This window comes from Nonomuraea sp. MG754425, from assembly GCF_021699195.1.
GTDB lineage: Bacteria > Actinomycetota > Actinomycetes > Streptosporangiales > Streptosporangiaceae > Nonomuraea.
On the sequence record NZ_SSXE01000280.1, the window covers coordinates 1 to 9,536 of the forward strand.

Genomic DNA, 9,536 nt, shown 5'->3' on the forward strand with positions numbered 1-9,536 from the left:
GACGGCGCGCAAGCGGGCGGAAACCACGCGAGCGGCGACCGGGCGAGCGGCGACCGGGCTGACGGGAGCCGGGCGGCCGACCAGGCCGTGGAACCCGTGCGCGGCGTCTCCTGGGCGCACGTGGACGGCCACGCCGGCTACGTCTTCCCCTCCCCCACCGACCTCGCCCTCCTCCAGGAGGACCGCACCGGCTCCTGGCGGGACGTCAACACCGGCGGCTCCCCCGCCCCCCTCACCCGCCGCTACCTGACCCTGTGGCTGGACCACGGCCCCGACCCGTCCGGCGCGGCCTACGCGTACGTGCTGATGCCCGGCGCGAGCGAGCAGGCCACCCGCGACCGGGCCGCGGCGCGGGACCGGGTGGAGATCCTGGCCAACACGGCGGACGCGCAGGCGATCAGGGTCCCCGAGCTGGGCCTGACGGCGGCGAACCTGTGGGTGCCGGGCCGCGTGTCCACGCTGTCGGCCGACGCCGCCGCGTGCGTGCTGATCCGCGAGCGCGCCGACGGCACCGCGCTGCTGTGCGTCTCCGACCCGGCGCGGGCGGCGTCCGCGCTCGTGCTCACCTGGGAGCGGCCGGTCCGGGCGGTGCTCTCCGCGCCCGCGTCCGTCACGGCCTCGGCCACGGGCGGGTCGCTGCGCCTGACGTTCGCCGACCTGCGGGGCGCCGCCGGGGCCACGCAGCGCATCACCGTCGCCCTCGGCTGACGGAGAATGACGTGACTTACCGGTCTTTCCACAACGTAGAGCCGTTGTACGCCCCTTTTAAGGGGCTTGGGGATTATCGGCACCACTGTCCGGCGAAGTTCACGGCGTTACCTTCAGCACAGCCTAAGGAGCGCCTTATGGCATACGGATCCCTGGCCGGCTACGGCGGTGGCGCGGCGGTGGCGGCGCTCGCGGGCGGGCATTTCTGGCTGGTCGGATTGTGCGTGGCCACCGTCCTGACGTGCGCATTCCTGGTCCGCTTCCAGTTCCGGCGAGGACGGAGCCCGCTGTGCCCCTGATCACGGCCCGATATGCCGGGCACCGGAAACTGCTCCTGCTCGGCGCGATCCCGATCGCCGGGTACGCGGCGTGGGGCGTGGCTCATCTGGCCGCGCTGGCGGGCGCGATCGAGGGTCACGCGCACGACATGTCCGTCGCCTGGCTGGCCTCCTTCCTGCTGCTGTGGTGGATGCCGCTGGCCTGGTTCGAACGGCCGATGCGGATCCCGCAGTCGCGCCGGGAGCAGATCGCCGCGCTCAGGGTGACGGTCCAGGTCCCCGTCTACAACGAGGACCCCGAGGCGCTGCGCGCCTGCCTGCGCTCGGTGCTGACGCAGAGCCGGCGGGTGAACCGGATCCGGGTGGTGGACGACGGCTCCGCCGACGCGGCGTCCGGCGCGCCCATCACCTACGACGACGTGCGCCGCGAGTTCGAGACCGAGGCCATGGCCCGGGGCATCGAGACGACGTGGGACCGCACCGAGAACCGGGGCAAGCGCTTCGCCCAGATGCACGTGCTGGCCGAGGACGACGGTGACATCTTCCTCACCCTGGACAGCGACTCGGTGCTGGACCGGCACGCGGTCAGGGAGGGGCTGGCCCCGTTCGCCGACCCGCGGGTGCAGTCGGTGGCCGGGCACGTGCTGGTGCTGAACCGCACGGCCAACCTGCTCACCCGGATGACCTGCGTGCTGTACCTGCCGTTCACCCGTGGCCTGCGCAGCGCCCAGTCGGTGCTGCGGCGCGTGACGATCAACTCCGGCACGCTGGCCTTCTACCGGGCGAACGTGGTGCGCCAGTGCGCGGGCTCGTACGAGAACGAGCACTTCCGCGGGCGTCCGATGCAGATGAACGACGACTCGATGCTCACCTTCTACTCGCTGCTGGCCGGGCACACCGTGCACCAGCCGTCGTCGATGGTGTTCACGCTGGTGCCCGAGCGGCTCGACCACTACGCCAAGCAGCAGTTGCGCTGGATGCGCGGCACCACGGTGCGGCACCTGTGGTGGCTGCGGTACATGCCGCTGGGCGGCGTGGTGTTCTGGACGACGGTGGCGGAGTACCTGCACCTGCTGCTGGCCGTGGCCATCCCGGTCGTGCTGGTCACCGACCCGGCCTGCCGGGCGCACCTGGGCGAGGTCTCGCTGGCCGCGCTGCAGATCGGGCTGGCCATGAACTACCTGATGGCGCTGCGGCTGTTCACCGTACGGCGCAGCGACGAGAGCCTGCCGGCGCTGCTGCTCACGTTCGCGCTCGCCCCGCTGGCCTCGGTCTGGCGGTTGCTGGTGTTGCGCCCGATGTACCTGTACGCCCTGCTGACCTGCTGGCGGGTCAACCGCTGGGGTACCCGCGGCGGCGTGGAGGTCTCGCTGAACGCGGCGGCGTGACCGGTTGCTCCAGCGGGCCTCTTTCCCGGCAAGATCGCGCGATGTATGTTCGGGATGGAAAGAAAGTTTCACCCATGGAGGAATGGTGGGCAAGAAGCTTCACATGCTGGCGTTACCCCTCGCTGCCGCCGCCGTGACCGTCCTCGGCGCGCCGGCCCAGGCCGCCGAGGGGTACGACCGGTGCCAGACCGGCTACTACTGCCTGTTCTCCGGCCTCGACGGCGCCGGTGACATCATCCAGATCAACACCGACACCCCCGACCTGGCCGCGCTGGGCATGGCCGACCGCGCCAAGTCCGACTGGAACCGCACCGGCTCCTGGATCCACCTGTTCTCCGAGGCCGGCTACGGCGGCTGCTCGGCGGTGACCAGCCCGGGCGGCAAGGGCAACTTCTACATCGACTTCCGCGACTTCTTCGACTCGGTCCGCTTCGACGGGGCCAACGGCCCGTCCTGCCTGTTCACCCTCAAGGGCGGGGCGGCCGACTCGCACGGCTGACCCACGCACCGCCGGGAAACGGCGAACCCCCCGGCCGTGGCGGGCCGGGGGGTTCGTCAGCGGACGGTGATCAGCCGGTGAAGCCGATCGCCGACCAGTCGTAGAACGAGTAACCCTTGGCGCCGATGTTGGCCAGCGTCTTCTTGGCCGCCTGGATGTCCGGGCGCTGGTACAGCGGGATCGTGTGCACCAGGTCCCAGACGAGCTTGTCGGCGGCGTTGGCCTTCTCGATGGCCTTGGCCGGGTCCATCTCGGCCGCGGCCTCGTCGATGGCGGCGTCCAGGGCGGCGTCGGTGGCCTTCGGGAAGTTGCTCTCCGAACCGGTCTTGTAGATCTGGGTCAGGCTGCCGATGGGCAGCGGGTCGCCGATCCAGGAGAACGGCACCAGGTCGAAGTCACCCTTGATGATGTAGTCGGTGAAGAACTTGTCATCGGGCACGGGCCGGATCGTCAGCTTGATCCCGGCCTCCTTGAGCATGGCCTGGGTGAGCTCGCCCTCGGTCTTGGCGTAGGGCACGCCGGCCGGGACGGTGAAGCCCAGCTCGAACTCCTTGCCGTCCTTCTTGCGGTACTCGCCCTCCTGCTTCCAGCCGGCCGCGTCGAGGAGCTGCTTGGCCTTCTCCAGGTTGTACTTGCCGAGGTCGCCGGAGTTGTCGACGTAACCCTTGTGGTTGTTCATGAAGACGTGGTTGCCGAGCGTCTGCAGCGGCCAGTCCATGTCCTTCAGGTCGGACTGCGTGATCACGTCACGGTTGATCGCGTACGCGACGGCCTGCCGGACCGACTTGTCCTTCAGGAAGTCGCTCTGGTTGTTGACCGTGATGTGCCGCCAGTTCGGGCTGAGCGCCTTGCGGATGTCCACGTCGGGGACTTCCTTGGCCCGCTTGAGGTCGGCCGGGCTGCCCGGCGGGACCTCCACCATGTCGAGCTCGCCGTTGGCGAAGGCGTTGACCTGCGCGGCGGGCGTCTCGATGGTACGGAAGATGACCTTGTCGAGCTTGGCCTTCTTGCCCCACCACTTGTCGTCACGCACGAGCGTGAGCGTCTTGGTGCCCTCGTCGATCTTCTCCACCTTGAAGGGACCGGCCGTGACCGGGAGCTTCTGCAGGTAGTCGTTGTCGAAGGCGTCCGGCTCCGCGATGTGCTTGGCCGGCATGAGGTGCGGCGAGCGGGACAGCATGCCCTGCCACTCCGGGTACGGCTGTGTGAAGGTGATGACCGCCACCTTGTCGCTGTCACCCTTGGTGACCGACTCGACCTTGTCCCAGCCCTCCACGGAGGCCGGCTTGAACTTCTTGTTCTTGCCGCTCTGCGCCGTCCATGCGGCCTCGATGTCCTTCCACGTGATCGGCGTGCCGTCCGACCAGGTGGCCTTGTCATTGAGGGTGAAGGTGACGACCTGCTTGCCGGACGACATGTCGTTCTTCACGTCGGTCAGGAAGTCCGGGTTCGGCGTGAAGTTCGCCTCCTGGTCGGACATCATCAGGATGGGCAGGATCGGGTCGAGCATCTCGGCCGTGTCGGCCTGGTTGCCGTCCACGTGGATGGGATTCCACTGGCTGGGCCACTGGCCGACGGTGAGGGTGACGGTACCGCCGTCCTTGACCTGCTCGTAGGGAACGGTGTTGACGCTGATGGCCGGGGTCTCCGCCATCTGCTGCTGCGCCTGCTGGGACTGCTGGGGGTTCGGCTGGCCGCTGTTGCTGGCGCCGCCGCCTCCGCCGCAGGCCGCCGTGGCCAGGGCCAGGACCGCCAGCCCGGTGGCCGTACGGTAACGAACCTTCACTGTTCCTCCTGATTGTCCGAGGCCGTGATGACCTCGATCTCCTCCGCGTAATGGCAGGCCGCGCCGTGGTCGGCGACATTCGCCAGCCGGGCGACCGAGGGCTCCTCGTTCACACACCGCTGCCGCTCCGCCTCGCTCAGGCGGGCGAACTTGGGGCAGCGGGTACGGAATCTGCACCCCGACGGTGGGTCCGCCGGGCTGGGCAGGTCGCCTTCGAGCAGGATCCGCTTGCGGGTGCGCTCCATCTCGGGGTCGGGCAGCGGGATCGCCGACAGCAGCGCCTGCGTGTACGGGTGCGCCGGACTGTCGTAGACGTTCTCGACCGTCCCGATCTCGGCGATCCTGCCCAGGTACATGACGGCCACCCGATCGGCCAGGTGCCGCACCACCGCCAGGTCGTGGGCCACGAACAGGTACGACAGGCCCAGCCTGTTCTTCAGCTCCTCCAGCAGGTTGATCACGCCCGCCTGGATGGAGACGTCGAGCGCGGACACCGGCTCGTCCAGCACCAGCAGCTTCGGCTCCAGGGCCAGCGCGCGGGCGATGCCGATGCGCTGGCGCTGGCCGCCCGAGAACTGCTGCGGGTACCGTTCCGCGTGCTCGGGCGCCAGCCCGACGAGCCGCAGCAGCTCCGTGACCTTGGCCCGCGCGTCCGTCCTGCCGTGCGCGCGCAGCGGTTCGGCGATGATGTCGCCGACCGGCATGCGCGGGTCGAGCGCGGCCATCGGGTCCTGGAAGACGATCTGCAGGTCCGCGCGCAGCGACTTGCGCGCGGACTTGTCCAGCCCGGCGCTGTCCTTGCCGAGCACGACCACGCGGCCAGCCTGCGGCGCCTCCAGTCGCATGATCTGCTGCAACGTGGTGGTCTTGCCGCAGCCGGACTCGCCGACCAGCGCCAGCGTCTCGCCCTCGGCGACGTCGAAGCTGATGCCGTCCACCGCGAACACGGTGCCGACCCGCCGCTTGAAGACGGCGCCCTTCATCAGCGGGTAGTGCTTCTGCATGCCGTCGAGCTCCAGCACGGTGGCGCGTTCGGCGCGCGGCACCCGTACGACGTCGCTCGGCGGGATGACGGGCACGGGGAACACGTCCGCGCCCGTCATGCCCTTGTGCTCGATCTCGTGCGCGCGGATGCAGGCCACGTGCCGCCCGCCGCCGAACGACGTCAGCGGCGGCTCCTCGTCGTCGCACATGTCCACCTTCATGGGGCAGCGCGGCGCGAACGGGCAGCCCGGCGGCAGCGCCGCCGGCGACGGCGGGTTGCCGTCGATGGGCACGAGCGGCCCCTCCTCGCCGTCGACCCTCGGGATCGAGGCGAGCAGCCCCATCGTGTACGGCATGCGCGGGCGGTAGTAGATGTCGTCCACGAGCCCCTGCTCGACCGGGCGGCCCGCGTACATGACGAGCACCCGGTCGGCCATGCCGGCGATGACGCCGAGGTCATGGGTGATCATCACGATGCCGGCGCCGGTCTCCCGCTGCGCGGTCTTGAGCACCTCCAGGACCTGCGCCTGGATGGTGACGTCGAGCGCGGTGGTCGGCTCGTCGCAGATCAGCAGGTCGGGATCGTTGGCGACGGCCATGGCGATCATCGCGCGCTGGCGCATGCCGCCGGAGAACTCGTGCGGGAACGCCTTGGCCCGCAGCGCCGGGTTGGGGATGCCGACGAGGTCGAGCAGTTCGACGGCGCGCCTGGCCGCCTGGTCCTTGCTCACCTTCTGGTGGATGCGGACGGCCTCGGCGATCTGGTCGCCGATCGTGAACACGGGTGTGAAGGCCGACAGCGGGTCCTGGAAGATCATGCTGATGGCCCGGCCGCGCACCTTGACCAGCTCGTCTTCCTTCATGCTGAGCAGCTCTTGGCCGTGCAGCCTGACCGAGCCGCTGACCGTGGCGTTGCGCGGCAGCAGGCCCATGACGGCCAGCGAGGTGACGGACTTGCCCGAGCCGGACTCGCCCACGATGCCGAGCACCTCGCCGCGCTCGACCTCGTAGCTGACGCCGCGCACGGCCTCGATGCCGCCGGGGAAGGTGACGGTGAGGTCCTTGACCTCCAAGATGCTCACGAGTTGCTCCCCGGGTCGAGTGCGTCACGCAGGCCGTCGCCGATCAGGTTCACGCTCAGCACCAGCGCCACCAGCAGGCCGGCGGGGAAGGCGAACAGCCACGGGTAGCCGGTGGCGTTGCGGGAGCCCTCCGCGATCAGGGTGCCGAGCGAGACGTCCGGCGGCTGGACGCCGAAGCCGAAGAAGGACAGCGCGGCCTCGCCGATGATCGCGCCGCTGACGTTGAGCGTGGCGTCGATGATCAGCAAGGAGCTCAGGTTGGGCACGATGTGCCGGAAGATGATCTTCCAGCGCGGGATGCCCATGTAGACGGCGGCCAGCACGTACTCCCGCTCGCGCAGCGAGAGCGTCATGCTGCGGACCACCCTGGAGGTGACCATCCAGGAGAACGCGGCCAGCAGCGCCACGAACCACAACCACGACGCGCCCTCCCTGAGCCGCGGCGAGACGATGGCGATGATCAGGAAGCTGGGCAGGACGAGCAGCAGGTCCACGCCCCACATGAGCACCTTGTCGATCCAGCCGCCGAAGTAGCCGGCGAAGGCGCCCACGATCGCGGCCAGGCCGGTGGAGATCAGCGCCACCAGCAGGCCGATGATGATGGACTTCTGCATGCCGCGCAGCGTCACCGCGTACATGTCGGCGCCGATCGAGGTGGTGCCCCACCAGTGGTCGGGGCCGGGGCCCGACAGGAAGGCCAGGAAGTCCTTCTCGGTCCAGTCGTACGGGCCGAAGTAGGGGCCGATGTAGGCCAGCCCGACCAGCAGGACCAGGGCGATGGACCCGTAACGGGCCTGCTTGTTGCGCAGCAGGCGCCTGAAGACGACTTTCGTCCGCATCTCAGCTCACCCGCACCCGAGGATCGAGGGCCGCCACCAGCAGGTCGGACAGGAACGACGCGGCCAGCACGCAGACGGCGGCGAAGAACGTCACGGCGGCGACGGAGTTGACGTCGTTGGCGTTGATGGAGTCGACCAGCCAGGCGCCCATGCCGTGCCAGGCGAAGATCTTCTCCGTGAACGTGGCACCGGTGAACATCGTGCCGAACGCGAACGCGAAGTACGTGGCCGACGGGATCAGCGCGGTCCGCAGCGCGTGCTTGATCAGCGCCTTCCTGCGCGGCAGGCCCTTGGCCATCGCGGTGCGCACGAAGTCCTGGTCGAGCACGTCGAGCATCATGTTGCGCTGGATCCGGCTGTAGAACGCGATCGAGCCGAGGCTGAGCGAGATCGTCGGCAGGATGAGGTGGTTCAGCCGGTTGAGGAACTGGTCCCAGCCGGACAACCGCGGGTTGTACTCGCCGGTGTACTCGATCAGCGTGAACCCGAGCCCTCTGTTGAGGTTGTAGGTGCCGATCGCCAGCAGGGTGGCGAGCACGAACACGGGGATCGCCATGATCACGAAGGAGGTGACGCCGATCAGCCGGTCACTGAGTTTGTACTGTTTGACTGCCGAGAACGCGCCCAGCGCCACTCCCACGGCGAAACCGAGCAGCGTGCCGATGAGCAGGAGGCGGGCGCTGACCAGGATGCGTCGGCCCATCTCGTCGTTGACCGAGCCGCCGTTCCAGGTCCTGCCGAAGTCTCCGACGACGACGCCCTGGACCCACGTCGCGTAACGCTGGAGGACCGGGGTCTTGTCGTTCAGGTTGTAGGCATCAAGTGTGGCATCGACGACCGATTCGGCCACCGGGGGCTGGCGCCCCTCGTACGCGCCCCGCGGGCTCATGGTCGAAGCCGCGAGAATGTACGCCAGGCTGGCCGCGATGGCGACCAAGATCACGTTAATTGCCAACCTGCGGAGCAGGTACTTGCCCATCACTCTCCGTTCGTGCTGACCGGGGGCGCGAACGTCCTGTCGGACCGGCGCCCCCGCGACGAAACCCCCATCTCGCATCGTGAAAAGCGCCGCGATGTTGCGATGGCGATCGAAGCGGAGAATATAAGCAAAAATGTAACAGTCAGAAACGGTGCTATATAACGGTAAGGTCACTCGCAATAGCTCGGCAGGGGTGTCGCGAACCTGCAAAAAACCGGCTCCCACCTGCGGAAACAGCGCTTACCAGAGTGCTCGTGAGACCGCTCTCACAGGCCACTGTGTCACAGAATCCGGACATAAATTGCCGGTTCGCGAAGTGATCCATATCATATCTAATCGGAGGACCGTGCGCTCAATCCCGCCGCCTCACGACAGGCGGGGCTCGATCTCGCCGCCGCCCGGCAGACAGGCGCCGATGCCCGCGGCGGCGGCCAGGAAGAAGTCCGGCCCGCCGACCTGACCGCCCTTGAGCGCCACCTCCAGGCCGTCGCAGGCGGAATCGTCCGAGGCCAGCACGCACACGGGCCCGCCGACCGCCAGCGTGCCGACGACGTCCAGGGCGCGGGCCCCGAGCGCGGCGACGACCTCGCCGGAGGTGTCGCCGCCCGCGACCACCAGCCGCCCGACCAGCCCGGCCCGCACCGCTCCGGCCGCCACCCGGCCGAGCAGCGCGCCGACGCCCGCCGGGTCGCGGGACGGCCCCCGCGTGGACTGCACGACGGTGTGCCGGCCCGCCCGCAGGCTCTCTTCGGCGTGCGCGACCGTGGCCGGTCCGTCGGACAGGTCCAGCACCGCCCAGCCCGCGCGCTCGGCCGCGTCGATCTGCCGGGCGGTGACCGGCGACCGGCTCCCCGACACCACCAGCACCGGCCCACCGGCCGGCCCGCGCACACCACCACTCGCACCCGGCTCCAGGTCGGCAGGTCGGCGGTCGGCGGTCAAGGCCGCGGCCAGGGCGTAACTGAGGCCGCCTGAGCCCACGCAGTACAGCGC

The 9,536-nt window shown here is 69.3% G+C and carries 9 protein-coding genes; 4 read left to right on the forward strand and 5 right to left on the reverse strand.

The window, feature by feature from the left end:
• The 4 genes from FAF44_RS49510 to FAF44_RS49525 all read left to right on the forward strand — a co-directional run.
• On the forward strand, positions 1-708 hold a 708-nt coding region (locus tag FAF44_RS49510; RefSeq protein WP_237110439.1), incomplete at its 5' end, for a polysaccharide lyase beta-sandwich domain-containing protein.
• A 137-nt stretch (positions 709-845) separates the two neighbouring features.
• Entirely contained in the window at positions 846-1,007 is a 162-nt protein-coding gene (locus tag FAF44_RS49515) for a hypothetical protein (RefSeq protein WP_237110440.1), read from the forward strand.
• On the forward strand, positions 998-2,374 hold the full coding sequence (locus FAF44_RS49520; protein WP_237110441.1) for a glycosyltransferase: 1,377 nt from the start codon (positions 998-1,000) through the stop codon (positions 2,372-2,374). The genes FAF44_RS49515 and FAF44_RS49520 overlap by 10 nt, the downstream gene beginning before the upstream one ends.
• A 103-nt stretch (positions 2,375-2,477) precedes the next feature.
• On the forward strand, positions 2,478-2,873 hold the full coding sequence (locus tag FAF44_RS49525) for a peptidase inhibitor family I36 protein (protein WP_237110442.1): 396 nt from the start codon (positions 2,478-2,480) through the stop codon (positions 2,871-2,873).
• Positions 2,874-2,943: 70 nt separating this feature from the next.
• Here the strand turns inward: FAF44_RS49525 and FAF44_RS49530 are convergent, their stop codons facing one another.
• From FAF44_RS49530 to FAF44_RS49550, 5 genes are all read right to left on the reverse strand, one after another.
• On the reverse strand, positions 2,944-4,659 hold the full coding sequence (locus FAF44_RS49530; RefSeq protein WP_237110443.1) for an ABC transporter family substrate-binding protein: 1,716 nt from the start codon (positions 4,657-4,659) through the stop codon (positions 2,944-2,946).
• Positions 4,656-6,725: an ABC transporter ATP-binding protein gene (locus FAF44_RS49535; RefSeq protein ID WP_237110444.1), complete on the reverse strand. Its 2,070-nt coding sequence runs from the start codon at positions 6,723-6,725 to the stop codon at positions 4,656-4,658. Before FAF44_RS49535 ends, FAF44_RS49530 begins: the two co-directional genes overlap by 4 nt.
• On the reverse strand, positions 6,722-7,564 hold the full coding sequence (locus FAF44_RS49540; protein WP_237110445.1) for an ABC transporter permease: 843 nt from the start codon (positions 7,562-7,564) through the stop codon (positions 6,722-6,724). The genes FAF44_RS49535 and FAF44_RS49540 overlap by 4 nt, the downstream gene beginning before the upstream one ends.
• A 1-nt stretch (position 7,565) precedes the next feature.
• Entirely contained in the window at positions 7,566-8,543 is a 978-nt protein-coding gene (locus tag FAF44_RS49545; RefSeq protein WP_237110446.1) for an ABC transporter permease, read from the reverse strand.
• A gap of 366 nt (positions 8,544-8,909) precedes the next feature.
• A partial coding sequence (locus FAF44_RS49550; RefSeq protein ID WP_272896114.1) for a nucleotide-binding domain containing protein occupies positions 8,910-9,536 on the reverse strand: 627 nt, incomplete at its 5' end.

What these genes read in the sequence shown, in the direction of transcription:
- FAF44_RS49545 (WP_237110446.1), bottom strand. Translation starts at nt 8,543, where the DNA reads ATGGGCAAGTACCTGCTCCGCAGGTTGGCAATTAACGTGATCTTGGTC.
- FAF44_RS49525 (WP_237110442.1), top strand. Translation starts at nt 2,478, where the DNA reads ATGCTGGCGTTACCCCTCGCTGCCGCCGCCGTGACCGTCCTCGGCGCG.
- FAF44_RS49540 (WP_237110445.1), bottom strand. Translation starts at nt 7,564, where the DNA reads ATGCGGACGAAAGTCGTCTTCAGGCGCCTGCTGCGCAACAAGCAGGCC.
- FAF44_RS49515 (WP_237110440.1), top strand. Translation starts at nt 846, where the DNA reads ATGGCATACGGATCCCTGGCCGGCTACGGCGGTGGCGCGGCGGTGGCG.